Raw genomic sequence first — 26,726 nt, forward strand, 5'->3', positions numbered from 1 at the left:
ATGAGAAAGGGACACGCATGCTAGAATGCGCGTCCCTTTTTCTTTGGTACTGACCACCCATCATGTGTGATTCCCGTCTTACGCCGGCCGCTGGTCATCCCGCCAGCGTTGATCAAGCCGCTTCCTCCGCCCCGGAGTCGACCGAGCCGGGCGAGGCCAGCGGTATCACGACGCTTCCCAGTGGCGAGCCGGATGAGTGGCACGGACGCCACCCGCGACGGGAATTCAAGGCGCGTGGCAGCCAGGTGATCCGTTGCGAGGCCTGCCGTCTGCCCAGGCTCAACTGCCTGTGCCCGTATCAGGTCAGCGCGCAGTCACGGATCACGTTCTGGTTGATCACCCACCCACTGGAGCACTACAAGCCCACCAATACCGGGCGCCTGATCGCGGATGTGCTGGCGGGCACCGAGGTCTTCAGCTGGTATCGTGTCGAGCCGGACCCCCGCCTGCTGGCGCTGCTGGAAGATGAGCGCTATCAGCCGTTCATCATCTTCCCGGACGATCAGCCGGACTACGCTGATCGCGTGGTCGACGTGAACGCCATCGCCGGTGTCGGGCCCGAAGTGGCGACGCATACCGCCAGTGGCGAGGAGCGCATTCCGGTCTTCATCCTGCTGGACGGGACCTGGCGTCAGGCGCGTCGCATCTTCCGCAAGAGCCCTTATCTGGACGGTCTGCCGGTGCTGCCGCTGCACACCACGCGTCTGACGCGCTATCACCTGCGCAAGCCGGCGTCCCAGTCACATCTGTGCACGGCGGAGGTGGCGGCGGAGCTGCTGCGTCAGGCGGGGGAGGAGGAGGCGGCCAATGTGCTGGATGATTACTTCGACGCCTTCAACGACTGCTATCGCGCCAGCCGGATTCACTATGTGCTGGAGCCGACCGCACCGATGCGTCGGCTGTTGGCTCGCCGTGAGGCCAATGCCGGCGAATAGCCGTGACACAGAAGCGAGAACGCCCCCGTCGGAGCCATCCGGCGGGGGCGTTCGCGTTGAGGGGCGGGCAGGAGCTTGTCCGCTCCGCCTGCTCGACGGGCAGGACTCAGCGTCGCCAGAAGGCCGGCGTGAACAGAACCAGAACCGTGAAGATCTCCAGGCGTCCCAGCAGCATCGCCAGAATCAGGATGCCCTTGGCCGCCCCCGGGATATCGCCGTAGTGGGTCGCGACCTCACCGAGTCCCGGCCCCAGGTTGTTGAGCGCAGAGCCGACCGCCGACCAGGCCGTGACCTGATCCAGTCCGGTGGCCAGCATGCCCAGCATCATCAGCACGAACAGTAGCAGGTAGACGGAGAAGAAGCCCCACACTGCCTCCGCGACCCCTTCGGAGATGCGCATCTTGCCCACCTTGACCGAGAGGATGGCGTTGGGGTGGATCAGACGATGCACCTCACGCACGCCCTGCTTGAGAATCAGCAGGATACGGATGACCTTCATGCCGCCGCCGGCGGACCCGGAGCACGCGCCGATGAAGGCGGCGATGAACAGCATCATCGGCAATACGCCCGGCCAGCCGGTGAAGTCGGCGACGCCGAAGCCGGTGGTGGTGGCCACCGAGACGGCCTCGAACAGGCCATGGCGCAGCGCCTTGCTGTCATCGTAGCTGCCGGTGAGCAGCAGGCCGGCGATGGTCACGCAGGTCAGGATCAGCAGCAGGATCAGGAAGAAGCGGGTCTCGGGATCGCGCAGATAATGACTGATCCGCCCCTCGCGCCAGGCGGCGAAGTGCAGGCCGAAACTGATCGAGGACACCACCATGAAGAACACGCAGATCATCTCGATGGTGGCGGAATCGAAGTAGCCGATGCTGGCATCGTGGGTCGAGAAGCCGCCCACCGCGACGGTGGAGAAGCTGTGGCCGAGGGCATCGAACCAGCTCATGCCGGCGGCCCAGTAGCTGGCGAAGCACACCAGGGTCAGGGCGGCGTAGATGTACCAGAGCGCCTTGGCCGTCTCGGTGATGCGCGGCGTCAGCTTGGAGTCCTTCAGCGGCCCGGGGATCTCGGTGCGATAGAGCTGCATGCCGCCGATACCGAGAGTCGGCAGGATCGCCACCGCCAGTACCACGATCCCCATGCCGCCCAGCCACTGCAGCTGCTGGCGATAGTAGAGGATGGAGTGGGGCAGCAGATCGAGCCCCGTCATCACCGTCGCCCCGGTGGTGGTAAGTCCCGAGAACGACTCGAACATGGCGTCGATGATCGACAGGTTCGGGTCTTCGGCGAGCAGGAAGGGCAGCGACCCGAAGGCACCCAGCACCGTCCAGAACAGTACCGTGATCAAGAAGCCATCGCGGTTGCGCAACTCCTTGCGGGCATGCCGGTTGGGATAGAACAGCGCGAAGCCGGTCAGCAGGGTGATGCCGAGGGCGATGGCAAAGGCGCTGAGGGTATGGTCCTCGAAGGCCAGCGAGATGAGCATCGGCGGGACCAGCGTCAGGCTGAACAGCATCAGCAGAATGCCGAGGATGCGATAGATGACGCGCAGGCTCATGCACGACCCCCACGCATCATGACGCGAATGTGGCGGCCCATGCAGCGAGCCCGGCTTGCGAGAGACATCGTGGCGGCCATCATCAGAAGAAGGTCAGCCCGACCTGGAACAGGCGCTCGACTTCCCGGATACGGCGCTTGTCGACCACGAACAGGATGACGTGGTCGTTGGATTCCACCACCAGATCGTGATGCGCGACCAGCACTTCCTTGCCACGCACCACGGCACCGATGGTGGCACCCTCGGGCAGATTGATGTCCTCGATGCGCCGGCCCACCACCTTGGAGGAGCGCTCATCGCCGTGGGCGATGGCCTCGATGGCTTCTGCCGCGCCGCGCCTGAGAGAGTGCACGTTGACGATGTCGCCCTTGCGCACATGCGTCAGCAGACCGCCGATGGTGGCCTGCTGCGGCGAGATGGCGATATCGATCTCGCCACCTTGCACCAGGTCCACGTAGGCCGCGTTGTTGATCAGCGTCAGTACCTTCTTGGCGCCGAGTCGCTTGGCCAGCATCGAGGACATGATGTTGACCTCGTCATCGTTGGTCAGCGCGCAGAAGATGTCGCAGTCCTCGATGTTCTCCTCCAGCAGCAGGCGCTTGGAGGTGGCGCTGCCGTGCAGGACCACGGTGCGGTCGAGGCGCTCGGACAGGTCGGTGCAACGGGCCAGCGAGTGCTCGATGATCTTGACCTGATGGGTGTGCTCGAGCGTCTCGGCCAGGCGCTCACCGATGTGGCCGCCACCGGCGATCACCACGCGACGGAAGTTGCGGTCCACGCGGCGCAGTTCGCCCATCACGGTGCGGATATCCTTGCGCGCCGCGATGAAGAACACCTCGTCATCGGCCTCGATCACGGTATCGCCACGCGGGATGATCGGACGATTGCGCCGGTAGATGGCTGCCACGCGAGTATCCACGTTGGGCATGTGACGACGCAGGAAACCGAGTTCCTGACCGACCAGCGGACCGCCATAGTAGGCCTTTACCGCCACCAGCTGAGCGACACCATTGGCGAAGTCCAGCACCTGCAGGGCACCGGGATACTCGATCAGGCGGCGGATGTGATCCGTCACCACCTGCTCGGGGCTGATCAGCACGTCCACCGGGATGGCATCGTGGGAGAACAGGCCCTTGCGGGTCAGATAGGCGGTGGAGCGCACCCGCGCGATCTTGGTCGGGGTATGGAACAGGCTGTGGGCGATCTGACAGGCAATCATGTTGACCTCGTCAGAATTGGTCACCGCGATCAGCATGTCGGCATCTTCGCCGCCGGCCTGACGCAGCACCTGGGGATAGCTGGCCGCGCCGGTGACGGTGCGGATATCGAGACGGTTGTGCAGCTCGCGCAGCCGCTCGGTGTCGGTGTCCACGACCGTGATGTCATTTTCTTCATGGGCCAGGTGTTCGGCGAGTGTGCCGCCGACCTGACCTGCACCCAGAATGATGATTTTCATGTCCGGCTCGTCCGCTGTTGCTCAGTCGGCACAGGATAAACCAGTGCCATGACGGAAGACAGCCGTGCCCCGGGAGTCGGGGCACGGCTGTCCTGATGTGCCAGGCGCATCATCTCGCAAGCCGGGATGCGGTACGCCTGTCCGGTGATCCTGCCGAGCGTCAGGCGCCGGCCTTGGTGATGTGCGCCAGATAGAAGCCATCGTGGCCATTGACCTGCGGCAGCATCTGACGACCGGCACCGGAGACGCGGCCCCAGTCGGCCTTGATGGTCTCGGCCTTGGCATCCGGCGTGGCGGCCAGGAAGCGATCCATCACCCGGGCGTTCTCCTGGGTGATGATGGAGCAGGTGCCGTAGACCAGGGTGCCGCCGGGCTTGAGCATGCCCCACAGGTTCTCCAGCAGCTTGCCCTGCAGGCGCGCCAGGTCCCCGATGTCGTTCGGGCGACGCAGCAGCTTGATGTCCGGGTGACGGCGGATGACGCCACTGCCGGAGCAGGGCGCGTCGAGCAGGATGACATCGAAGGCTTCGCCGTCCCACCAGTCGCGCTCGCTGGCATCGGCGCACACGACGCCGGCGCCCAGTTCCAAACGCTCCAGTGTCTCTTCCACGCGTTCGAGACGCTCGCCGTCGATGTCGATGGCAGTGGCGTCCAGCGCGGGGAAGCGCTCGAGCATGTCCGCCAGCTTGCCGCCCGGCGCGGTGCAGGCATCCAGCAGGCGCACGCCTTCCCCTTCGGGGTTGATGGCCGTCACGGCGGGGGCCAGCAGCTGACCGGCCAGTTGGGCGGCCTCATCCTGCACGCTGACCAGGCCTTCCTCGAAGCCCGGCAGGGCACTGACGTCGCAGGCGCTGGCCAGGGTGATGCCGTGCTCGGCGAAGGGGCAGGCCACGGCGTCGATCTCGGCGTCGGCCAGCTGGGCGAGGTAGTCCTCGCGGCTGATGGCGGCGACATTGACGCGCAATGTCATCGGGGCCTGGGCGTTGTTGGCGGCGGCGATGGCCTCCCAGTCGTCCGGCCAGTTGCGCTGGAAGGTGTCCAGCAGCCACTGCGGGTGGGAAAGCGCCACGGCGGGGTCCTTGTCGACCTCGGCTTCCAGTGCTTCCTGCTCACGCTGGAAACGACGCAGGCAGGCATTGAGCACGCCCGTCGCCCAGCCCTTGCCCAGGCCGCGTGCGGCGCCAGCGGTCTCACCGACGGCCGCATGTGGCGCGATGCGCATGTACAGCAGCTGATAGAGGCCGAGCAGCAGCAGGGCGTGGATATCCTGGTCCTGCGCCTTGAAGGACGATTTCAAAAGCTTGTCCGCGAGTGCGTCCAGACGCGGCAGCTGGCGGCAGACACCGAAGCACAGTGCCTTGTAGAGGCCCTGGTCACGCCCGGCGACGCCAGACGGCAGGCCGTCCAGATTCAGAGAGGTCTTTGCCGCCAGTACCGGCGCCAGGGTGCGCGCAGCGGCAACCCGGACGGCAGCGCCCGGTGAGGCCGGGGCATTGTCAGGCTTGCGACGTGCACCACCGTGCTTCGAACCACCGCCCTTGCTGCGGGCCGGCGGCAGGGAGTTGCGCTTCTTGCCGTTGCCCTTGGAGGACGGGTTGTCTGACTGGCTCATGCGGAAGTCTCGGTCTGTGAATCGGAATCAGGGGCGTGGTCGGCGCCGAGGACAAGGCCCTCGGGGAAGCGCGCGGCACGTGAGTTGAGCAGGTCCTTGACGGACAGCGGCTTGGCACCGGGCAGCTGGGCACGGGTGATCTCCAGCACCTGATGGCCATCACCGCAAGCGATGCGCAGGCAATCATTGCCGGGCGCCAGCAGAGTGCCGGGTGACACGAAGTCTGCGAGGCGCTGCTCGCCCGTGCGCGACATCCACAGGCGTAGCGGCTCGCCGTCCAGGCGTGTCCAGGCCACCGGCCACGGGTTGAAGGCGCGAATGCGCGCGTCCAGCTCGGCGGCGGGACGGGTGAAGTCGAGTTCCGCCTCGGCCTTGGAGAGCTTGGCGGCGTAGGTGACACCTTCCTCGGGCTGTCGGGTCGCCGGAAGATCGCCATCGGCGATGGCGTCGAGGGCCGTGACGATGGCCTCGCCGCCCTGTGCCGCCAGGGCATCATGCAGCTCGCCGCCAGTGGTGCTGGCGGTGATCGGGGTGCGACGGATCAGCAGCATGTCGCCGGTGTCCAGGCCGGCATCCATCTGCATGATGGTGACACCGGATTCGCTGTCGCCAGCCTCGATGGCGCGCTGGATCGGCGCGGCACCGCGCCAGCGTGGCAGCAGGGAGGCATGGATGTTCAGGCAACCGAGGCGCGGGATGTCGAGCACGGCCTGCGGCAGGATCAGCCCGTAGGCCACCACCACCATGATGTCGGCCTCGAGATCGCGCAGGATCTGGCGATCGGCCTCGTCCTTGAAGTTGAGCGGCTGATGGACGGGAAGGTCGTGCTGGAGTGCCAGCTGCTTGACGGGGCCGGGGGTCAGCTTGCGGCCGCGCCCGGAAGGGCGGTCAGGCTGGGTATGGACACTGACGATCTCATGGCGGCTTTCGAGCAGCGCGGCGAGACATTCGGCGGCGAAATCGGGGGTGCCGGCAAAGGCGATGCGCAGGGCTTTCGACATGCAAGAGCTCTCATGTGGGGAGCGCGGCCGAGGGCCAGGCTCAAGGTGCTGACGGTAAAGGAGGGATTCAGGCGGTGCCGGTGAATCACTCATCAACAAGCAGGGAGGCCAGAGGAAATCCTCCGGCCTCCCTGCGATGTGACATGGCGCACCGGAGTCCCCTCCGGCGCGCGGATCACGCTTCCTGCAGCTTGTGGCGCTTCTGCATCTTCTTCATCACCCGATCACGCTTGAGCGGGGAGAGGTAGTCGACGAACAGCTTGCCTTCGAGGTGGTCGTTCTCGTGCTGGATGCAATGTGCCAGCAGGCCTTCGGCCTCGAGTTCGTAGGCCTCACCGTTGCGATCCTGAGCGTTGAGCCGTACTTTCAGATAGCGCGGCACTTCGGCGTAGTATTCCGGGATCGACAGGCAGCCTTCCTGCATCGGCTCCTGCGCTTCGCCGATGGGCGTGTATTCGGGATTGACCAATACCAAGGGCTGGGATTGATCTTCGCTGACGTCGATGACGATCAGACGACGATGCACGTCGACCTGGGTAGCGGCGAGGCCAATGCCACGCGCGTCATACATGGTCTCGATCATGTCGTCGATCAGGGTCTGCAGTTCCGCGTCGAAGGTGTCGATCGGGGCGGCAACATTGCGCAGACGCTCATCGGGGAATTCAAGAATTTCGCGCTTGGCCATGACTGGTGTAATTACCGTTGTGCTGTCAGTGGAGATTTGCCTGATATTGTAGTGTGCACAGCCGAGGAACGGAACCGATGGCCTTCAATGCTGCTACTATCGCGGCAATAGTCATGATTGATCGCGAGTTCCGTCAGGCAGGGGCAAGGCTGGGCGGCACGCGCTCGGCGCGGGTTTGAGACAGGCCATCACCACCGACAACAACAGGTGGCATCAACGCAAGGGACGCAGGAATGGGCATGAAACGACTGGTCGGCAACGCCGTGTTCACGGCACTCCTTGGCATGGCGACGCTGGGGGCAAGCGCAGGGACGTCGCTGGCGCAGGCGGCAACCGTACGTGATGACGTACCCTCCACCTATGTGGTGGTGCGCGGCGACACGCTGTGGGACATCTCGGGACGCTTTCTGCGTGAGCCCTGGCTGTGGCCGGAAGTCTGGCGTGCCAATCCGCAGATCAAGAATCCACACCTGATCTATCCGGGAGATCGCATCTCGCTCTATTACGAGAACGGCGAGCCTCGTCTGCGCCTGGAGCGTGGCCAGGGCGGCGTGGTCAAGCTCTCGCCCAAGATTCGCAAGATTCCCAAGCGCGAGGCCGTGCCACCGATCCCGCTCGAGAAGATCTCCGCCTTCCTCAAGGACCACCGCGTGGTCGATCCTGGTCTGCTCGAGAATGCGCCCTACGTGGTGGCCGGTGACGACACGCGTCTGATCAGTGGTGCCGGGGATACCGTCTATGCGCGTGGTCAGTGGCCGGCCTATGACACCTTCAGCATCTACCGGACGGGGCAGCGTTACCTGGACCCTGTCACCCAGGAATTCCTGGGCCTGGAGATGATCAGTATCGGGGATGTCCAGCTGGAGCGTCGCGAGGGCGACATCGGCGTGATGCATGTGGTCTCGGCCAATCGCGAGATTCTCAACGGTGATCTGCTGTTGCCGGCCGATGGCGGGGCCATCAGCACCAGCTTCCAGCCACAGCCTCCCGTCGAGGTGTCGGGCGGCGAGATCCTCGCGGCACCGGACGGACTGCGCAATATCGGTCGCAATGACATCGTGGCGCTCAACCGCGGGAGCCGGGATGGCGTGGAGCCGGGCTTCGTGTTCGGTGTCGAGCGTCAGGGCGAGACGATCACCGACCCCAAGACAGGGGAGCCGATCACTCTGCCGGGTGAAGAGGGCGGCCTGCTCATGGTCTTCCGTATCTATGACAAGGTCAGCTATGCCCTGGTGATGAAGGCGGAGCGCCCGCTGAGTGTCGGAGACAAGCTGCTGGAGCCGCATGGCTGAGCAGACATGCCCGGTATTTGATCCGCAACTGTGAGCATCCGCTCGGGAGGTGTGGCGTGTCGATCGATGGTGATGTCGAGCAGCGCCGCCCCTCGCGGGCGGATTTCGTCTTTCTGGCGCGTCTTCCGGGTATCGGTACGCACACCGTGGCCAAGCTGCTTGAACGAGCTGACTGGCCACAGGGGTGGCTGGCGGCACTGCCGTCGCGCCTTGCCGCGCCTGTGCGGCTGTGGTGTGAGCGACCCGCATCTTCACCGCTTCATCAGCAGGTGATGACGGATCTTGCCTGGCATGCGCCAGAGCAGGGGCGTCATCTGCTGACCCCCGCCGATGCCGACTGGCCTGCCATGCTGGCGCTGTTGCCAGATCCGCCCATCGCGCTGTGGGCCCTGGGCAGGCGCTCCCTGCTCGAGCAGCCCATGCTGGCCATCGTCGGTGCCCGCAAGGCGAGCCCCGCTGGCATGACGCATGCGCATGACCTGGCCGCCGAGCTGGTCTCCCGGGGCTGGAGCGTTGCCAGTGGCCTGGCGCTGGGCATCGATGCCGCAGCGCATCAGGGGGCCTTGAATGCTGCGCTGCGCCTGGAAGCCGATGCCTATCCCGCGCCACCCTCGACTCTCGCCGTGCTCGGGTGTGGCGTCGACGTGACCTATCCTGCCCAGCACCATCAGTTGCGGCTCCGGCTGCTGGAGAGCGGAGGCCTGCTGCTGTCGGAGCATCCGCCTGGTACCGGGGCGCATGCCCGTCATTTCCCGCGTCGCAATCGTCTGATCACCGGCCTCTCGCATGGCGTGCTGGTGGTGGAGGCCACGCTGCGCAGTGGCTCGTTGGTCAGTGCACGTCTGGCGATGGAGCAGAACCGCGAGGTCTTCGCATTGCCCGGGCGGATCGATGACATCGCCTCCAGCGGATGTCTGGAGCTGATCCGTCAGGGGGCTACCTTGGTGCGTGATGTCGATGACATGCTCGCCGAGCTGAGCCATCTGATGCCGACGGAGCAGCGTCGCCCCTTGGCCAGCCCTCGAGGTGTCGTTGACTCGCCATCCATGCCTCGCGTCTCCTCCTCCCGTTCCGTGCCGACGGGGGCGCGCGGCAATGCGCTACCCGAGAATCTGCCGCTGCTGGAGGGGGACAGGCCTGTCGCGGAGACGTCACCTGTGCCTGCCCCGCTGTGTTATCTGAGTGCGATGCCACTGGCACTGGATCAACTGGTGGAGCTCTCGGGCACGCATGTGAGTGTCCTGAGCATGCAGCTTCTGGAGCTGGAGCTGGAAGGGCGTGTGGTGCAGGCGCCGGGAGGCTGGAAACGCCTGTAAGCCGTTCAGACATCCCGTCATGGCCCGTCGTGTTTCACGCAAGCTTGCGCAGCGAGCCGTCTCTAGACATCAAAACGCCCTTCAGCGCTGCCTCGGCGGCATCTGAAGGGCGTTCCTGTTTTCTGCAACCCTCAGGCGAGTCACGCTCGCCTGAGGGTGTTGCCGGCCATGCATGGCCGGCAACGTGAACTCACTTGCCTTGGCTGACGCTGCCGCTCTCGGGTTGCCAGGCATTCAGTGCCGCCTCGCGCATGACACGCTTCTCTGCATCGCTTGCTCCCCAGTTGCCGTCATAGACGACACCTTCCCATTCGCCGTAGGTCGGGTTGGGCAGCATGATGAAGCGGCGTCCGAATTCACCGGCCTGCTTCTCGACTTCCGCGTGGCGTGCCGCGCTGGTGGCTTGCTGGAAGGCCTGGTCGAAGTCCCCCAGGTTGTCACCCATCAGGATGACGATGTCGTGCTCGGCCATGACGCTGGCGCGGCGTGCGGTCTTGTCGGAGCTGTCGGTACGCGGCATCACGTGCTCGGCATTCGCCTGCGGGAAGCCCAGTGCGGCGAGATTGTCGATGGTGGCCTGCTTGCCGACCGCCTTGCGATTGGTGATGTAGTAGACATCGACACCGCTGTCGTGGGCGTAGTTGAGGAAGTCGACGGCGCCCGGGGAGGCGGTGGAGACGGCGTCGTCTACCCAGTCCGCCCAGCTCTGGCTGTCGTAGGTACGGCCTTCGCGCAGCGCCCAGCCACCATAGCTGGTGGTGTCGAGCACGGTATCATCGACATCCACGACCACCGCGAGTGGCTTGTCCTCGGCACTGCGACGCGCGAGTGCCAGATTCAGGCGATCGTGCGCCACATTGAAGGCCTGCAGCGACAGACCATGGAATTCAGCGCTGCGTTGTATCCAGAGGGTCGCCAGCATGGCCTGGTCGCTGAGTGGAGCGGCCTGGGCGGCGGCGGGGGCCCCACCTTCGGTGGAATTCAGGGAAGGCGTCTGTTCCACTGTCGGGGCTCCAGAGCTGGCACAGCCGGCCATCGTCAACAGGAGGGCGGCAGACGTACCGAGGGTCGCAAGACGGCGCATGAGGCAGGGTTTCCTTGTTCGGGAGGAGAGGGTGGATTCGTGGTGACCTGCGGTCATCGTGATCCAGGGATGATGCGATTGCGGGATGATGACGTGATGTCGGTGCCATCATAAGTCATGCCTGCGCGACTCAGCGTTGCGTCGGCCTCGCGCTGAGTGGCGTGGTAGAATCCGCCGACTGTCGATGCGGCGGCAGGCAAGCCGCCTCGCCGTATCCCCTCTGCCAGTGTCCATTTCCAGGAGTCCGTGCGGATCATGAATGCCAGTGCTGTTTCGTTCGATCTTTCCGCGGTAGCGGCGGCTGCCGAGCATGTGCGTGGTGGCGGCATCGTCGCCTATCCCACCGAGGCCGTGTGGGGGTTGGGGTGTGACCCCGACGATGGCGAGGCGCTGTCGCGCCTGATCCGGCTCAAGGAGCGCGATCCGTCCAAGGGACTGATCCTGATCGCCGGCGACGTGACGCAGATCGAGCCCTGGCTTGAAGGGATCTCCGAGCAGCAACGTGAACGGTTGATGGCCAGCTGGCCCGGCCCCTTCACCTGGCTGGTGCCTGACAATGGTCGCGCCCATCCGCTGCTCAAGGGAGAGCACGTGAGTCTGGCGGTACGTGTCAGTGATCATCCTCTGGTCCAGGCGCTGTGTGCGGCGCTGGATGGCCCGCTGGTATCCACCTCGGCCAATCGTGCGGGAGACGCTCCGGCGATGACGGCTGCCGAAGTGCAGGCTGCCTTCGGTGAGGCGCTGGCGGATGACGTGATTCTGACGGGGCCGCTGGGCGGCAATCCTCGCCCCAGTACCATTCGTGATCTGGTGACCGGCGAGGTCCTGCGGGCCTGAGCGTTCGCTTTCTTGATGCAGGTCAGGCGCGCAGTCGAGTTCGTCTGCCCGGCCCGCGCGGGAGGGGTATGCTGGCGCTTTCGTTTTCCTCGGCAAGCGCAGCGACGTTATCGTCGCTTTGACATCTTTCATTTTTCGATTCATCGGAGGCATCGTGGCACACGCCAATCTTGAAGACGTGAAGGTCTACCTGCTCGACCTGCAGGACCGCCTGTGTGATGCATTGCAAGCCTGCGATGGCAAGGCTGACTTTCGAGAAGACAGCTGGGAGCGTGCCGAAGGTGGTGGCGGCCGCTCACGAGTCATCGAGAATGGCGGTGTCTTCGAGAAGGGCGGCGTCAATTTCTCGCATGTCTTCGGTCATGAGCTGCCGGCCTCGGCGACTGCCGTTCGCCCTGAGCTGGCGGGCCGCAGTTTCCACGCGGTGGGGGTCAGCTGGGTGTTGCATCCCCATAATCCGCATGTCCCGACCAGTCATGGCAACGTGCGCTTCTTCATCGCCGAGAAGGAAGGCGAGGAGCCGGTCTGGTGGTTCGGAGGCGGTTACGACCTGACGCCGTTCTATCCGGTGCTGGAAGATGCCCGTCATTGGCACCAGACCGCGCACGATGCCTGCATCGCCTTCGGCAGCGATGTCTATCCTCGCTACAAGGCCTGGTGTGACGAGTATTTCTATCTCAAGCATCGCGGTGAGACGCGTGGCATCGGCGGCCTGTTCTTCGATGATCTCAACGAGTGGGGTTTCGAGCGTTGCTTCGCCTTCCAGCAGTCAGTAGGAGACAGCTTCCTCGATGCCTATCTGCCCATCGTCGAGCGCCGTCGTGATACGGCCCATGGCGAGCGTGAACGCAACTTCCAGCTCTATCGTCGCGGCCGGTACGTGGAATTCAATCTGGTCTGGGACCGTGGCACCCTGTTCGGCCTGCAGAGCGGCGGACGCACCGAGTCCATCCTGATGTCGATGCCGCCGGTGGTCCACTGGGAGTATGGTTACCAGCCCGAGGAAGGCAGTCCCGAAGCCGCGCTCTATCGTGACTTCCTGCATGCCCGCGACTGGCTGGGCGAAGAGGCCTGATCGCGTCATTGGCCCTGATGTTTCACTGTGATTGTCACCGGAGTCCTGATGTCCCGCTACGCTGTATTCGGCAATCCGATTGCCCACTCGAAATCCCCGCTGATTCATCGTGCCTTCGCTGAGCAGCTCAAGGACTCCCTGAGCTACGAGGCGCGACTGGCGCCGGTGGATGACTTCGCGGCTGGCTGGGCCGAGTTCGTCGCTGAAGGCGGGCAGGGGGCGAATGTCACCATGCCCTTCAAGGAGCAGGCCTATCGGCTGGTCGAGGTATTGAGTCCGCGCGCTCGTCGCGCCGGTGCCGTGAATACTCTGCTGCTGGGCAAGAATGGCCAGCTGTATGGCGATACCACCGATGGCGTCGGGCTGACCCGTGACCTCGAGCGTCTCGAGGCCCCGCTCACGGACGCGCGTATCCTGATTCTTGGCGCTGGCGGCGCCGTGCGTGGCGTGCTGGAGCCTCTGTTGGCCAAGCAGCCTGCGGCACTGGTGATCGCCAATCGCACCGCTGCCAAGGCCAGCGCGCTGGCCGAGGACTTCGCGGATCTGGCGGGAGATGGCTGTCAGCTCTCCGGTGGCAGCTACGAGGCCATCGAGGGTCAGTTCGACCTGGTCATCAATGGCACCAGCGCATCGCTGGGCGGTGAGTTGCCGCCGTTGCCGGACTCGTTGTTCTCATCGCAGGCACTGGCCTACGACATGATGTATGCCGCCGAGCCGACCGTCTTCATGCGCTGGGCCAGCGAGCAGGGGGCGCGGGGCGAGGATGGTCTCGGCATGCTGGTGGAGCAGGCGGCCGAGTCCTACTTCCTGTGGCGCCACAAGCGCCCGGATACGGCACCCGTGGCGGACATGCTGCGCAAGATGCTGGTCAGCGGCTGATAGGTCGCTGAGGCAGGTCAGTCAGTGACTGCAGCCCGGGTGGCCGGGATGCATGCAGGAGCCGGCACTTCGTTCAACGACGTGCCGGCTCCTTGCGTTGCGGGGCAGAGAAGGAAGTGGATACCGAGGAGGTGGGTACGATTCTCAAGCGCTGGCAGCGGACAGCGCCGATGGCGTGCAGGTTTCCAGACGATAGCCATGTTGATACACGCTCTTCAGGCGCAGGCCACGCCGACCGTCGAGTTCCAGCTTGCGGCGCAGGCGACTGATATGGGTGTCGACGGTGCGGGTGGAGATGTCGCCATTGATCCCCCAGACCATCTCGAGCAGGTAAGCCCGCGAGAACAGCTCTCCAACATGACGCAACAGCAGCACGGCAAGCCGGTATTCGCGCTGCGTCAGATTGACGGGATGTTCGCCGCACCAGATGGTGTGCTCATCCTGTTCGATCCGGTACTGGCCGGGAAGCGCTTCCACTTCCTGCGATCCATTGCTGGCCTTGCTGTTGGCAAGGCGTCGTCCCAGCGCGGACACCCGGGCTGATAGCTCTCTGGGATTGATGGGTTTGCTCAGGAAGTCGTCGGCACCATGCTGCAAGGCATGCACGACATCCTCCTCTCCCTGGCTTGCGGTGATGAACAGGATCAACCCCTGCCAGCCGTGTTCATTGCGCAGCGTACGCGTCAGTTCCATGCCGCAGGCATCCGGCAGCTGCCAGTCGATGATCAGCAGATCGAAGCTGCGTTCACGCAATGCGCGCAACAGTTGGCTCGCGCGTTCGAATCCTGCCACTTCATGCCCCTGGGACTCGAGACACAGGGTCAGATAATCACGTTGATCATGGTCATCTTCGAGAATGCCGATATGCATGTCGTTGCCTCCCTGCGTGGGTATGACCAGCAGTCTACGCGCCCCTTGCGTGAGACCGCGTCACAATGGTTCACGTTTGGCCCGACGATGGCGGCTTATACTCGTTCCCAGCTGCTCTCTTGCTGTCGTGCACCTCTGCTCATGGTGGCTCGTGATTGGCGATGATGCCTCGCGACGGTGAATCACTGGCCGTGATCAATGGCTACCCATGATCAACAGGAGTCTCCCTCATGCCTCTTCTCGTACTCTCACGCCGCTTCATTCTGGCGTCACGTCGCATGCGCCACTGGCTCCTGCTGATGGCGTTGTCGCTCTCACCCTTCGCCATGGCGCTGGAAGCACCGCAAGGGCCGGTCGTGCTGCGCGTCACGGGTGATATCCGTCACGTCAATGCCGGTGATGAGGCACATTTCGATCGCGCGATGCTACAAGCGCTGCCACAGCGGGAAACCGTGACCACCACGCCATGGCATGACGGTGAAGTCAGCTTCAGCGGACCGCTCGGTTCGGCGCTGATGGAGGCGGTGGGCGTTGACAGTGGCACCATGCGCATCGTCGCGCTCAATGACTACGCGGCCAATGCCCCGGTGCAGGATTACTTCGACTACCCGGTGATACTGGCCATGCAGGCCGAGGGCAAGCGTCTTCGGGTACGCGACAATGGCCCGATCTTCATCATCTATCCCTTCAGCGAGCAGCCGGATCTCCTCAACGAGGAAATCATGACTCGCTCTGTCTGGCAGGTGAAGCGGATCGTCATCGAACGCTGAGCCCACATTCTCCGCTCCGTCTGATGAGCTCTGGCAGGATGCCTGTGCATGAATCCTCTTCGTTCTCTGCATTTCAGAACCGCCATCGCCATTGCCGCGACGCTGTTTTTCGTCTCGGCACTGGTGACTGGCGTGTTGGTCTACCAACGCCAGCAGGCCCTTGAGCACAAGCTGCGCGAGAACCTGATCTGGGCGGTCTATCAGTTCGACAGGGAGGTGCGCGAGCTGCGCATGGTGGTGGCCGAGGAGCAGCAGTCTCCCACGCCACCGGAACTGATGGATGACAGTGAGCTGCTGTTGCGTCTGGACATCCTGTACAGCCGGGTACAGCTGCTGCAGAACGGTCAACTCGGCAGCATGCTGGCGGGTATGCCGGAACTGCATGTCCAGCTGCTGGCGATGCTGCCCAGAATCGAGGTGCTGGACAACGGCATCATGGAGCTTGCGAGTCGTCAGCAGCGTGAAGAGGCACTCTACGCGCAGCTGCTCAGTCGCCTGGTCTCTCTTCAGGAGCAGACAGGCAAGCTGCTGCTGGATATCAACGCGGAGGCTGCCTTGCAGCGCACGAAGGAGCGTACGGAGCTTCTCAATCTGTATGCACTCGCGCTGTCACTGGTCCTGCTGATGACCCTCAGCGGCACTGTCCTGGTGGTCGCTCTGATCGTCGAGAGTCGCGGACGGGCCTCCAAGACCCGCAAGCTGGAGGAGCGTACGCAGGAGCTGGACGGCATGGTGCAGCTGGCGCAGGCCGCCAGTCGTGCCAAGTCGGAATTCATGGCGATCATGAGTCATGAGATACGCACGCCTCTCAACGGCATGGTCGGCGTATCGGACCTCATCGGTGAGGAAGTCTCGACCCAGCGTGGGCAGCAATATCTGGTGATGCTGCGTCAGAGTGCCGAGAGTCTGCAGGCCGTCATCAATGACGTGCTGGATTATTCCAAGATCGAGGCCGGCAAGCTGGAGCTGGACCGGCGCTGCTTCTCGCTGCCCGACTTTCTCGAGTCATTGTCCGCGCATTACACCCGTCAGGCAGACGGTGCCGGCAAGGGGTGCTCGCGCATCTTCCTGGAGGAGCGTGCCGATGACCTGCCTGTCTGGGTCGAGGGAGACGTCAATCGTCTGCGCCAGGTGCTGACCAACCTGCTCAACAACGCGTTCAAGTTCTGTCCCCAGGGGACCATCCGGCTGCGGGTGTCGTCGCAAGAGGACGAGACCCTTCATTTCGAGGTCCACGACAGCGGTTGCGGTATCGCCTCTGACCAGATGAGTCAGCTGTTTGCCCCCTTCACCCAGGTGGATACCTCGATGGCACGTCGCCATGAAGGGACCGGGCTGGGGTTGGCCATCTGCAAGCGGCTGGTGGAGGCAATGGGTGGAGAGATCGGCGTGGAGAGTCATCTTGGCCTCGGCAGTCGATTCTGGTGTCGCGTGCCGTTGCCGGTGCTGACAGCCTCCGAGGCCTGCCCCCAGCAGACGGCGAGGGAAGCCCCCTTGCCCGAGGCCCGCGTTCTGGTGGTGGAAGACAACGAGGTCAATCAGTCGCTGGCTCGCGCAATGCTGGAATATCTGGGGCAGCAGGTCACGATCGTCGAGGAGGGGGAGCAGGCGCTGGCCTGGCTGTCGCAGGCGGACCATGAGGTTGATCTGATCTTCATGGACATGCAGATGCCAGTGCTGGATGGTCTGGAGACGACACGACGCTGGCGTCAACGGGAAGCCGAGACGTCCGCGACCCGCCTGCCGATCATCGCGATGACAGCCAACGTGATGCAGGAAGATGCACGCCGTTGCATCGAGGCCGGAATGGACGGTGTCCTGCACAAGCCCTTCACTCGTGATGACCTGCAGCAGGTGCTGCACCAATATCTGACGTCCCGCCAGCAGGAGATTCCCGTGGACGCTGGCGTGGGCTCTGGCGCGGAGTCTGACGCGAAATCTGGCACGGAAGTTCTCGCCATGGCGAGCCTGGCGGAGGAGCCCTCCGCCAGTGGCGTCAACGTGTCGTTGGCGGATGAGCAAGCGGCGCCGCTCGGTACGGAGCCGTCATCTGACGAGACACATGCTGGCGCCGATCCGGCCTCTGATCAGTGTGACCTGCAGGGCAACCCGTCATCGCTGCTTCAGCAGGCGACCTGTCAGGAGCTGCTTGCCACCCTGAGTCGCGAGGCTTACTCACGACTGTTGAGCAATTACCTGACGCGCCTCGAGGGGCGACTCGACGTGATGTTGACCCTGCTACAGCAGAGGGATCTCGGGGAGCTCAAGCGGGAAGCGCATTCCCTGAAAGGGGCCTCTGCTTCGTTGGGATGCAGCGGTATCGCCAGCGGTGCCAGGGCGTTGGAGGAGGCCGCGATCTCCGAAGACATGACCCGGGCCCATCATCATGTCGCCACGCTGCGCGCCTTGAGTGTGCCGACGCGCGACAGTCTTCTCGAGCAGGGATATCTGCTCTCCTGAAGGGCTTTTTCTCCTGAAGTGCCTTTTGCAGGAGCCCTCATGTGAGGGCGATAGGCGAGCGAAGGGAGGTGAAGCGGAAGAGAAAAGAGTGCAGGAAGTGCAGGGAGTGTAGGAAGTGCAGGGCTCGCAAGACAGAAACGCCACCCATGGTGACATGAGTGGCGTTTCTGTCTTGAAGGAGCATCCGCTTGCTCGAGTCGGCTTTCTTGATCCGGGCATGCGTTGATGGGAAGCCTGTCCGTCAGTGAACGGAAGGCGCATGGCGCTGGATGAGGGCACTGACGGCAGTGGGTGGGCAGTGGCTCCAGGCATTGAAGTCGGTGACTGTCATGGGCCGCGCGAAGAGATAGCCCTGGCCGAGATTGCAGCGAGTATCGCAGAGGTAGTCGCGTTGCTGTGTCGTCTCGATGCCTTCCCCGACGACAGCGAGATTGAGTCGCTGGCCAAGCTCGACGATGGTGCGCGTGATGGCACGGGCTTCCGGGTGGCTATCGCTGCGGCCGACGAAGCACTGGTCGATCTTCAGCTCGTCAAAGGGCAGATTGTAGAGCTGCATCATCGAGGAGAAGCCGGTACCGAAGTCATCCAGTGCCAGGCGATAACCGCGCTCGCGAATGGCGTTCAGGAGATGGCGGGCGTAGGTCAGACAGTCGATACCGCAACTTTCCGTGAGCTCCAGGGTGATCGTATGGGGGTCGACCTGATGCTGGCTGGCAAGCGCATCAAGCTTCTTCAGCATGTCACGCGAGCGCAGCAGTTGTGGGGAAAGATTGAGCGCCAGATTCAGCGTGAGGCCCTGTGATTGCCACTCCTGCTGCTGACCGAATCCCTGATTGATGACCTGCCAGGTAAGCGATTCGATGCGATTGCTGCGCTCCGCCAGGGCGATGAACTGGTTGGGCATGACCATGCCGCGCAGAGGGTGCTGCCAACGCACGAGGGCCTCGGCACCACTCAGCTGGCCACTGGCAAGGTCGATCTTGGGTTGATAGACGAGATGCAGCTGCTGCTGGGCCAGGGCCTCATCCAGCTCCGCGAGCGTCAGCGGATTATGGTGTTCATCGAGATCATTGAGCATGGACGCCAGATGCTTGAGATCGAACGGCTTGCTGAGCTGTCCCAGCATGTCCAGGCCACTGCGTCGGCCCTGATTGATCATCGCCTGCATGTCGTCATCGTGACAGGCGCTCATCAGAATGATGCCCGCCTCGACATTGCGCTCACGCAGATAGCTGAGAACATCAGCGCCGGTGAAGTCCCCCAGTTCATAATCCACCAGGATGAGGTCTGCCTGTAGGGAGGAAGGGTCACAGGCGATGTCCTGCAGTCCCTCACTTTCCATGCAGCTGAATCCGAAGGTGGAAAGCAGTCCGGCGATCAGCTCACGAAAGTCCGGATCATCGTCGATGATGAGTGCATGTCGCGTCATGTGATACATCCTTGGCTGGGGGCGAGAGGACGCTCACGGTGACATTTCTCGGGGGGTAGGTGAGCGCATGTCTGAAGACTAGCAACGTCGCCACTCACAACGCGTATATCGACACATTTGGCGCCACCTTTTTACATTCATGCGCCTGGTGGAGTCGTCCGGATTCAGAGTGGCGCACGGCGGTGAGACGTCGGGACACGAGATCGATGAATGCGCGGCAGAGATGCCAGAGGCGCCCGACAGGCGCCTCTGGAAGACGGGGACGTTCTCCTGCGTAAGCCGGCTCAGCGCAGCCTGTCGCAGTTGGGCTTCTCGCCGGCGGCCCGTGCCTGTTGGTAGGTCGGCAATGCGGTCTCGAGGCGCTCGTTGAGCGCGGTCATGCGCTGCTCGTCACTGGGGTGAGTGGACATCCAGACCGGGGGCTGAGCGCCACCGGAGGCGTTCATGTTAGCCCACAGCTTGATGCTGGCACGTGGGTCAAAGCCGGCTTCGGCCATCAGGTCCAGCCCCAGCAGGTCGGCTTCGGACTCATGTGAACGCGAGAACGGCTTGAGCACGCCATATTCGGCGCCCATGCCCAGCAATCCCATGAGCTGATCACCACCGGTGCCTTCCAGCCCGGCCAGTGCCTGGGTCAGGGAAAGACCTGCGGACGTCAGGGATTGGGTCGAGACGCGCTCATTGGCATGGCGGGCCAGCACGTGGGCGATCTCATGGCCGATGACGGTCGCCAGCTGATCCTGATTCTCGGCGACTTCCAGCAGACCGGTGTTGACGCCGATGTAGCCGCCCGGCAGTGCGAAGGCATTGGCAGAGTCATCCTCGAATACCTTGACCTGCCACTCGCTGATGCCATAGCTGGCGGGCACCTTGGCGGTCACGGCATCTGCCACGCAGCTGACATAGGCATCCTGGCGGCCTTCCACCACCGGCAGCTCCTGTTGGTACTTGCTGAAGCTGGCTTCTCCCATCTTCTCCAGCTCCTGATCCGAATAGAGCGTCAATTGGCTTCGGCCCAGAGGAGAACTGGCGCAGGCACTCAAGGTGACGGACGCCGCAAGAGCCGCCAGCGGGAGCAGACGGCGCAGGGCGCGGGGAGATGAGTGATCGAGCAATCCTGGCATTGAGGCCTCCTGGCAATGGTGACGATGACAACCTTCGAGTGCACGGCAAGGCGGTGCTGAACGTGCAAGAAACGTGCAGACAGCATAACCGGATAGGCGCAGTGGTGCAGTCAGCGAAATGATACGTTGCTGAGATCACAGCAACGTCAGGCCAGACGGGCTCGCCGGGCATGAGATACTGGGCGCGATCTCATGGGCCTGCCACGGCCCTTGCCCCATGTACCTGACAGGGAGTCATCATGTCACCAGAGTTTGAACACCGCCTCTCGCAGTTGCTGGACCGTCTGGAGCCGATGCTGCCGCCGACGGCTGTCGAGGTGGACTGGACACGAGACGTCGCCGCCTTGTGGACCCGCCACCCCCTGGGCGGCCGCCTGACCCCGATCGCGCCGCGTGATGCCCTGACGCTCGAGGATCTGCTCGGCATCGCCCGTCAGAAGCGCGAGCTGCTGGCCAATACCCGCGCCTTCCTGGCGGGTCGGCCGGCCAACCACGCGCTGTTGTGGGGCGCGCGTGGCACCGGCAAGTCATCGCTGGTACGTGCGCTGCTCAACACCCTGGGCAGTGAAGGCCTGCGGTTGATCCAGATAGACCGTCACGACCTGCCGGCGCTGCCGGGGCTGGTCGCCGAGCTGGCACAACAGCCGCACCGCTTCATCGTCTACTGTGATGACCTGTCCTTCGAGGGCAGCGATGACGCCTACAAGGCGCTCAAGAGCGTGCTGGATGGCACCCTGACGGGCCCGCCGGAGAACGTGCTGCTGTACGCCACGTCCAACCGTCGTCATCTGCTGCCGGAGCACATGAGCGACAATCACGACACCCATATCGTCGATGGCGAGCTGCATCATGGCGATGCGGTGGAAGAGAAGATCTCGCTGTCGGACCGCTTCGGCCTGTGGCTGGCCTTCCATCCCTTCAATCAGGATGCCTATCTGGAGACCTGTCAGCACTGGGTGGAATGGCGTCTCGGCGCGGGCAGCTTCGACGAGGCGGCGCGTGCCGAGGCGTTGCGTTACGCCACTCAGCGCGGGGTGCGCAGCGGGCGTGCTGCCTGGCAGTTCGCCAATCTGTGGGCGGGACAGAAGACGCTGGAAGCCTGATGCCATCATGTGACCGGGGTGTGCAGCACCGGCCACTGGCCTGAGGCAATGCGCCCAGACGAAGACGCCGCCCCTGCAGTCATCTGCGGGGGCGGCGTCGTTCAGGTGCGGAACCTGTTCAGAGCATGCGCGGCGGCTGTGATCAGCGGCGTTGCTTGCGTTCCTTGCGGGCTTCCTTGGTGCGCGCCAGTGAACGCTCTTTCGCGCGCTCGCGGTCATCGCTGCCCTGGGCACCGTCGAAGGGGTTGTCGCCTGAGCGGAACTCAAAGCGCATCGGCGTGCCCTTGACCTTGAGCACCTTGCGGAAGGTGTTGGTCAGATAGCGCTTGTAGGCTTCCGGCAGCTTGTTGGTCTGGTTGCCGTGCACCACGATCAGCGGCGGATTGGCGCCGCCCTGGTGCGCCATGCGCAGCTTGATGCGACGGCCGTTGACCATCGGCGGCTGGTGCGCCTGAGTGGCATCCTGCAGCAGGGTGGTCAGGCGCTTGGTCGACCAGCGGGCCACGGCACTCTCGAAGGCGCGGTCGATGGACGGGTAGAGGTCACCCACCGCCGTACCGTGCAGTGCGGAGATGAAGTGCAGGTCGGCGTAGTCGGCAAAGCCCAGGCGACGCTTGATCTCGGAACGCATCTTCTCCTTGGCTTCGCTTTCCAGGCCATCCCACTTGTTGACCACCAGCACCAGAGCGCGACCGCTGGTCAGCACGAAGTCCAGCAGGTGGAGATCCTGCTCGACCAGTCCCTGACGGGCATCGAGCACCATCACGGCGACGTTGCACTTCTTGATCGCTTCCAGGGTCTTGATGATGGAGAACTTCTCCACCACTTCGCGCACGTTCTTGCGGCGACGGATCCCGGCGGTATCGACCAGCAGATACGGCTTGCCACGACGCTCGAAGGGAATCTCCACGGCGTCGGTGGTGGTGCCGGCCTGGTCAAAGACGACCACGCGCTCCTCGCCCAGCAGGCGGTTGACCAGCGTCGACTTGCCGACGTTCGGGCGACCGATGATGCCGATGCGCACGCCGCGGTCATCCAGCTCCGGATGCAGGTCCTCGTCTTCGCCTTCCTCGACTTCCGGGTAGGGCGAGAGCACCTCTTCCAGCAGCGTGGTGACGTTGCGGCCATGCTCGGCGGCGATGGCACGCGGGTCACCCAGACCCAGGGTCCAGAAGTCGGACTTGCCGATTTCCTCGTCCATGCCGTCGGTCTTGTTGACCACCAGCCAGGTCTTCTTCTGGTTGATGCGCAGGTGGTTGGCGATGGCTTCATCGGCCATGTTCAGGCCGGCGCGCGCGTCGACCATGAACAGCACGATGTCGGCCTCGTCGATGGCGGCCAGCGACTGGCCCGCCATCATCAGGTCGATACCTTCCTCGTCACCGCTGATGCCGCCGGTGTCGATGACGGTGTAGGGCTTGCCACCGACCTTGCCGGTGCCGTACTTGCGGTCACGGGTCAGGCCCGGGAAGTCGGCGACCAGGGCATCACGGGTCTTGGTGAGGCGATTGAATAGCGTCGACTTGCCGACATTCGGGCGGCCGACCAGGGCGATCACGGGGTTCATGAAATCTCACAGCATTCGCAGGGATAGCATCGATGCCGGCCCCGGGCGGTCTGCTTCGAACCATGACGGCTGGAAAGCACCTTGTGCAGGCAGGGCGATAGCGATGATATCGGACTTGGGTCACTGAAGGGCGTCGTCGGCAGGCGCCTGACGAGGCGTGTCTCCAGTATGGCCCGCAGAGTGGGCCTTGGCACTCTCTGCGGAAATGATCTCGTGGCTGAGTTCAGCGAATCTGCCGACACCTTGGCGCGTCAGCCGACTCGTGTGGTCAGCGGGGGCGGTATTCTAGCACTGCGAGCATGACGCTACCAATGGCGTAGACGGCATTGCGTGCCCACAACGCATCAACGGCAGCACTGGGGCTGCCGTTGATGCGTTGCAGAGGCTTCCCGACCGGACTCAGGGAGCTTCGAGATCCAGTGCGGTCAGCTCGCCATCATTGGTGTAGACGAAGATGCGCTTGCCTTCGGTGAGCGGCGTGATGCTGATGCCGTCGCCACCGACGTCGTAGCGGCCAGCCATTTCCCCACTCTGGGCATCGATCAGGTGCACGTAGCCTTCATAATCTCCCACCACCAGCTTGCCATCGATGAAGGCGGGTGAGGTCAGCCAGCGACCCTCGAGGTCTTCCGATTTCCACAGCACGTTGCCGGTGTTGGCATCCATCGCCAGGATGTGGCTGGCGTTGTCGATGCTGAACAGGTAGTCACCCACGACGATCGGTGTCAGGTAGCTGGAGGAAGGCTTGTCCCACAGCGGCTCGCCATTGCGAGCATCCAGCGCGATCAGGCGGCCGTTGTAGCTGGTGACGTACAGGCGACCGTCACGGGTCAGCACCGGCTGGCCATCCAGATCCACCAGCTGATCCACTTCGGTACGCCCGGAGGGCACCGCGACCCGCAGGTCCCACAGCTCCTGACCCGAGCGGTTGTCCAGGGTCACGAGCTTGCCATTGGCGAAGCCGGCGAAGGTGACCGGCTGGATGACGCGCGGTGCGCCGGTGCCGCGCAGCGTCAACGCGGGGATGGTCGCGGAATAGACCCACTGTTCCTCGCCGGTGAAGCGATCCAGTGCGGTCACGCTGCCATCGACGCTCTGCACCACGATCAGCTCCTCGTTGTACTGAGGTGCGGCCAGCACTTCGCTGGAGACTCGCGTGCTCCATTCGATGCTGCCGTCCTGCTGGTCAATGGCGCTGACCTTGCCATCGCGGGTACCGACATACAGACGAGACGGGTCGGCATTCAATGCACTGGTGATGCCGGCCGGCAGGGTGATCTGCCAGACCTCGTCGCCGGTCTTGGCATCGAAGGCTTCCAGCTCACCCTCTTCAGCCGCCACGAACAGCCGGTCATTGGCCACGATGGGGGCCAACGGGTAGTGAGCGCGACCCAGGCCGTTGCCGACCGATTCGCTCCAGGCGGAATCCAGCGCCACCGTGGCATCGAAGTCGACGAGTTCCTTGGGGGCATACTCTGGCTGGGCACTGCTGGCGCAACCGGCCAACAGGCTGACGGTCAGCAGCGACACAGGCAGCGACAGGCGGTGATTCAGTTTCATGACGGGCTCTCCACGGCGAGGTCGGCGAGTTTCAGATCCAGCCCGTAGACCGGCTGGCCGCTCTGCTCGGACAGGCGGCTGGCTTCTTGATAGGCCGCGACGGCTTCATCACGCTTGCCTTGTGCCACCAGTGCATCCCCGCGCACGGCGGCGGCCTGTGCCGCGAGGGTCGTGGGCGGGTTCTCCAGCAGGCTCAAGGCCTTGTCCTGCTCGCCGAGCTCCACATGGAGTCGGGCCAGACGCAGGCTGGCCAGCCCCTTGAGATAGCTGTCGGCGTCGCTGTCCACCACGCTCTGCAGTGCCTTGGCGGCAGCGTCGAGGTCATCGGCCTTCACCGACATGCTGGCATCCAGCAGATGGGCCATCTGGGTATAGAGACTGTCGGCGTGCTCGCTTTCCAGCTCACTGATCAGATTGCGTGCCCGCTGGACACCCGCATCTTCCAGCGTGGGCTGACTGACGAGGCTGATCAGCTGTTGATAGCGCATGGAGGCTGCCTCGGACTGACTGGCCTCGTAATTCTGCCAGGCCTTGAAGGCAAAGATGCCGGCACCGGCCAGCACGACACCGGCGATCAGTGACTTGCCGTTCTCGCTCCACCAGCGCTTGATGGCCTCAAGCTGTTCTTCTTCGCTTCTGAGCTCTTCCGCCACGGGCGGTCTCCTTGACCTGGCCGGTACGCCGGCACATGCATTCGGGAGGCGGGGCGCACTGGCCCCGCCGGATATTCACTGGCCGTCTCAGGCGCTGAAGACACTCGCGAGACGCTCGCCGAGGGCGCGCTGATTCAGGGTTTCCTGATCACGCTCCTCGCGCAGGAACTTGAGTCCCACGGTCCCTTCGATGACTTCATTCTCACCGAGAATCAATGCCACGCGTGCGCCGCTCTTGTCGGCCTTCTTCATCTGGCTCTTGAAGCTGCCGCCGCCGCAATGCAGCACGAGGCGCAGGTCGGGCAGGGCGCTGCGCAGATCTTCGGCCAGACGCATGGATTCGGCTTCGGCCTGCTCGCCCATCGACATCAGATAGACATCGACGGTCTCACGCACGGCCTCCGGGACCAGTTCCAGTGTCTCGAGCAGCAGGATCAGGCGCTCGACACCCATGGCGAAGCCGACCGCCGGCACCGGCTTGCCGCCCAGCTGTTCGAACAGGCTGTCATAGCGGCCACCGGCACACACGGTGCCCTGGCTGCCCAGTGCGGTGGTGGTCCACTCGAACACGCTGCGCGAATAGTAATCCAGGCCACGTACCAGGCGCGGATTGATGACGTACTGGATGCCCGCCGCATCGAGACGTGCCTTGAGGCCCTCGAAGTGCACGCGGGAGGCTTCATCCAGGTGATCGCCGAGACGCGGCGCGGCATCGACGACGGCGGCCATGTCCGGGTTCTTGGTATCGAGAATGCGCAGCGGATTGCTGTGCAGGCGACGCTTGGCGTCCTCGTCGAGCACGTCCAGATGCTGCTCGAAGTATTCGATCAGCAGGTCACGATAGGCAGCACGTGCTTCCAGGCTGCCCAGTGAGTTCAGTTCGAGCGTGACGTGCTCCAGCAGGCCCAGCTGACGCCACAGGCGTGCCGAGATCAGGATCATCTCGGCATCGATGTCCGGGCCATCCATGCCGTAGGCTTCGACACCCACCTGATGGAACTGACGATAACGGCCTTTCTGCGGGCGCTCGTGGCGGAACATGGGGCCGGCATACCACAGGCGCTGGATCTGGTTGTGGACCAGACCGTTCTCCATCGCCATGCGCACGCAGCTGGCCGTGCCTTCCGGACGCAGGGTCAGGCTGTCGCCGTTGCGATCCTCGAAGGTGTACATCTCCTTCTCGACGATGTCGGTCACCTCGCCGATGGAGCGCTTGAACAGCGCGGTCTGCTCGACGATGGGCGTGCGAATCTCGCGATAGCCGTACTGGCCCATCAGGGTCTGCACCTGGCGTTCGAAGTATTGCCATACCGGTGAGTGGTCCGGCAGCAGGTCGTTCATGCCACGGATGGCCTGGATCTTGGTGCTCAACGTTCTCTCCTGAATCCTTGCGCATCTCCCCGCGGCAGCGGCATGCAACAGCATGACGTCAGGCGGGGAGACGAAGGCGCATCGTGATGATG

The 26,726-nt window shown here is 63.8% G+C and carries 22 protein-coding genes; 9 read left to right on the forward strand and 13 right to left on the reverse strand.

Annotated elements, in window-relative coordinates; all coding sequences use genetic code 11:
* Positions 1 to 62: 62 nt before the first annotated feature.
* Positions 63 to 935, forward strand: a complete 873-nt coding sequence (locus tag ACZYGA_RS14430; RefSeq protein WP_404983205.1) for a tRNA-uridine aminocarboxypropyltransferase — start codon at positions 63 to 65, stop codon at positions 933 to 935.
* A 106-nt stretch (positions 936 to 1,041) separates the two neighbouring features.
* Here the strand turns inward: ACZYGA_RS14430 and ACZYGA_RS14435 are convergent, their stop codons facing one another.
* The 5 genes from ACZYGA_RS14435 to def all read right to left on the reverse strand — a co-directional run bounded on the left by ACZYGA_RS14435 (position 1,042) and on the right by def (position 7,244).
* Positions 1,042 to 2,490, reverse strand: coding sequence for a TrkH family potassium uptake protein (locus ACZYGA_RS14435; RefSeq protein WP_077380103.1), 1,449 nt, complete (start codon positions 2,488 to 2,490; stop codon positions 1,042 to 1,044).
* 82 nt (positions 2,491 to 2,572) lie between these two features.
* Entirely contained in the window at positions 2,573 to 3,946 is a 1,374-nt protein-coding gene (trkA, locus tag ACZYGA_RS14440) for a Trk system potassium transporter TrkA (RefSeq protein ID WP_077380101.1), read from the reverse strand.
* A 160-nt stretch (positions 3,947 to 4,106) separates the two neighbouring features.
* Complete coding sequence (gene rsmB, locus ACZYGA_RS14445; protein ID WP_417285782.1) at positions 4,107 to 5,558, reverse strand: 16S rRNA (cytosine(967)-C(5))-methyltransferase RsmB; 1,452 nt, start codon at positions 5,556 to 5,558, stop codon at positions 4,107 to 4,109.
* Positions 5,555 to 6,559 (reverse strand): methionyl-tRNA formyltransferase, encoded by a 1,005-nt coding sequence (gene fmt / locus ACZYGA_RS14450; RefSeq protein WP_077380097.1) that lies wholly within the window; start codon positions 6,557 to 6,559, stop codon positions 5,555 to 5,557. The genes rsmB and fmt overlap by 4 nt, the downstream gene beginning before the upstream one ends.
* A 175-nt stretch (positions 6,560 to 6,734) precedes the next feature.
* Positions 6,735 to 7,244 carry a peptide deformylase gene (def, locus tag ACZYGA_RS14455; RefSeq protein ID WP_077380095.1) on the reverse strand — a complete coding sequence of 170 codons (510 nt, stop codon included), beginning with the start codon at positions 7,242 to 7,244 and terminating at the stop codon, positions 6,735 to 6,737.
* A gap of 239 nt (positions 7,245 to 7,483) precedes the next feature.
* On the opposite strand from def, the gene ACZYGA_RS14460 reads away from it, so the two are divergent.
* Positions 7,484 to 8,536, forward strand: coding sequence for a LysM peptidoglycan-binding domain-containing protein (locus ACZYGA_RS14460; RefSeq protein ID WP_205632725.1), 1,053 nt, complete (start codon positions 7,484 to 7,486; stop codon positions 8,534 to 8,536).
* A 56-nt stretch (positions 8,537 to 8,592) separates the two neighbouring features.
* Positions 8,593 to 9,852, forward strand: coding sequence for a DNA-processing protein DprA (dprA, locus tag ACZYGA_RS14465; RefSeq protein WP_417285783.1), 1,260 nt, complete (start codon positions 8,593 to 8,595; stop codon positions 9,850 to 9,852).
* Between the two features lie 190 nt (positions 9,853 to 10,042).
* On the opposite strand, the gene ACZYGA_RS14470 is transcribed toward dprA, so the two are convergent.
* A complete protein-coding gene (locus tag ACZYGA_RS14470) occupies positions 10,043 to 10,936 on the reverse strand; it encodes a 5'-nucleotidase, lipoprotein e(P4) family (protein WP_417285784.1) in 894 nt (297 codons plus the stop codon).
* 255 nt (positions 10,937 to 11,191) lie between these two features.
* Here ACZYGA_RS14470 and tsaC point away from each other — a divergent pair, with 255 nt between their 5' ends.
* The 3 genes from tsaC to aroE all read left to right on the forward strand — a co-directional run bounded on the left by tsaC (position 11,192) and on the right by aroE (position 13,727).
* On the forward strand, positions 11,192 to 11,773 hold the full coding sequence (tsaC, locus tag ACZYGA_RS14475) for an L-threonylcarbamoyladenylate synthase type 1 TsaC (protein ID WP_077380089.1): 582 nt from the start codon (positions 11,192 to 11,194) through the stop codon (positions 11,771 to 11,773).
* Between the two features lie 154 nt (positions 11,774 to 11,927).
* Positions 11,928 to 12,848, forward strand: coding sequence for an oxygen-dependent coproporphyrinogen oxidase (hemF, locus tag ACZYGA_RS14480; protein ID WP_077380086.1), 921 nt, complete (start codon positions 11,928 to 11,930; stop codon positions 12,846 to 12,848).
* Positions 12,849 to 12,893: 45 nt separating this feature from the next.
* Positions 12,894 to 13,727 carry a shikimate dehydrogenase gene (gene aroE, locus ACZYGA_RS14485; RefSeq protein WP_103751502.1) on the forward strand — a complete coding sequence of 278 codons (834 nt, stop codon included), beginning with the start codon at positions 12,894 to 12,896 and terminating at the stop codon, positions 13,725 to 13,727.
* 144 nt (positions 13,728 to 13,871) lie between these two features.
* On the opposite strand, the gene ACZYGA_RS14490 is transcribed toward aroE, so the two are convergent.
* The gene (locus ACZYGA_RS14490) at positions 13,872 to 14,597 is read right to left on the reverse strand and encodes a response regulator transcription factor (protein WP_077380082.1); all 726 of its coding nucleotides are present in this window, start codon (positions 14,595 to 14,597) and stop codon (positions 13,872 to 13,874) included.
* Between the two features lie 230 nt (positions 14,598 to 14,827).
* Between ACZYGA_RS14490 and ACZYGA_RS14495 the strand changes: the two genes are divergently transcribed.
* The gene (locus tag ACZYGA_RS14495; protein WP_240499648.1) at positions 14,828 to 15,367 is read left to right on the forward strand and encodes a putative pterin-binding protein; all 540 of its coding nucleotides are present in this window, start codon (positions 14,828 to 14,830) and stop codon (positions 15,365 to 15,367) included.
* Positions 15,368 to 15,415: 48 nt separating this feature from the next.
* A complete protein-coding gene (locus tag ACZYGA_RS14500) occupies positions 15,416 to 17,827 on the forward strand; it encodes an ATP-binding protein (protein ID WP_479399453.1) in 2,412 nt (803 codons plus the stop codon).
* Between the two features lie 241 nt (positions 17,828 to 18,068).
* On the opposite strand, the gene ACZYGA_RS14505 is transcribed toward ACZYGA_RS14500, so the two are convergent.
* Both ACZYGA_RS14505 and ACZYGA_RS14510 read right to left on the reverse strand, forming a co-directional pair.
* Positions 18,069 to 19,256: an EAL domain-containing response regulator gene (locus ACZYGA_RS14505; protein WP_164850252.1), complete on the reverse strand. Its 1,188-nt coding sequence runs from the start codon at positions 19,254 to 19,256 to the stop codon at positions 18,069 to 18,071.
* 284 nt (positions 19,257 to 19,540) lie between these two features.
* Positions 19,541 to 20,380, reverse strand: a complete 840-nt coding sequence (locus tag ACZYGA_RS14510) for a M48 family metallopeptidase (RefSeq protein WP_170877501.1) — start codon at positions 20,378 to 20,380, stop codon at positions 19,541 to 19,543.
* A gap of 239 nt (positions 20,381 to 20,619) precedes the next feature.
* On the opposite strand from ACZYGA_RS14510, the gene ACZYGA_RS14515 reads away from it, so the two are divergent.
* Positions 20,620 to 21,483 (forward strand): ATP-binding protein, encoded by an 864-nt coding sequence (locus ACZYGA_RS14515; RefSeq protein WP_077380076.1) that lies wholly within the window; start codon positions 20,620 to 20,622, stop codon positions 21,481 to 21,483.
* A gap of 142 nt (positions 21,484 to 21,625) precedes the next feature.
* Here ACZYGA_RS14515 and der read toward each other — a convergent pair whose 3' ends face one another.
* From der to hisS, 4 genes are all read right to left on the reverse strand, one after another.
* Positions 21,626 to 23,050, reverse strand: a complete 1,425-nt coding sequence (gene der / locus ACZYGA_RS14520) for a ribosome biogenesis GTPase Der (RefSeq protein ID WP_077380074.1) — start codon at positions 23,048 to 23,050, stop codon at positions 21,626 to 21,628.
* 399 nt (positions 23,051 to 23,449) lie between these two features.
* A complete protein-coding gene (bamB, locus tag ACZYGA_RS14525; RefSeq protein WP_077380072.1) occupies positions 23,450 to 24,610 on the reverse strand; it encodes an outer membrane protein assembly factor BamB in 1,161 nt (386 codons plus the stop codon).
* The gene (locus tag ACZYGA_RS14530) at positions 24,607 to 25,263 is read right to left on the reverse strand and encodes a YfgM family protein (RefSeq protein WP_084207900.1); all 657 of its coding nucleotides are present in this window, start codon (positions 25,261 to 25,263) and stop codon (positions 24,607 to 24,609) included. Before ACZYGA_RS14530 ends, bamB begins: the two co-directional genes overlap by 4 nt.
* A gap of 87 nt (positions 25,264 to 25,350) precedes the next feature.
* The gene (hisS, locus tag ACZYGA_RS14535) at positions 25,351 to 26,634 is read right to left on the reverse strand and encodes a histidine--tRNA ligase (RefSeq protein WP_127734456.1); all 1,284 of its coding nucleotides are present in this window, start codon (positions 26,632 to 26,634) and stop codon (positions 25,351 to 25,353) included.
* Positions 26,635 to 26,726: the final 92 nt, after the last annotated feature.

This window comes from Cobetia sp. BL01 (assembly GCF_056493605.1).